Origin of the sequence: Pseudomonas sp. 2822-17 (assembly GCF_002742485.1) — a bacterium.
Taxonomy (GTDB): domain Bacteria; phylum Pseudomonadota; class Gammaproteobacteria; order Pseudomonadales; family Pseudomonadaceae; genus Aquipseudomonas; species Aquipseudomonas cyclaminis.
Genome location: NZ_LJRZ01000891.1, coordinates 1 through 244, shown reverse-complemented (window position 1 = coordinate 244; position 244 = coordinate 1). Strand labels below are relative to the sequence as shown.

Below are 244 nucleotides of genomic sequence, written 5' to 3'. Positions count from 1 at the left end.
CATCCCCTTCTAAATTAGCTTGTTCAGTAGTGAGTTCGGTCTCAAACGTTCCGCCTTCTGACACGGTCAATGTGATTGGTAGATTTTCAGATAATCCTTCATTCGAGGTAGCTACCATCGTAAAAGTGTAATCTCCTTCTTCAATCTCTAGAGGAACATCAATGTTAACGGAAATTGATTGTTGATCCTCTGGTCTTACAGCAAGCTGGTGCAGTTGACTTCCAGAAGCACTAATATCATATCC

The 244-nt window shown here is 41.4% G+C and carries 1 protein-coding gene; it reads right to left on the bottom strand.

Translation table 11 applies throughout. The annotated features are described in order from the left end of the window. On the bottom strand, positions 1–244 hold a 244-nt coding region (locus tag AOA60_RS32925; protein ID WP_218240965.1), incomplete at both ends, for a hypothetical protein.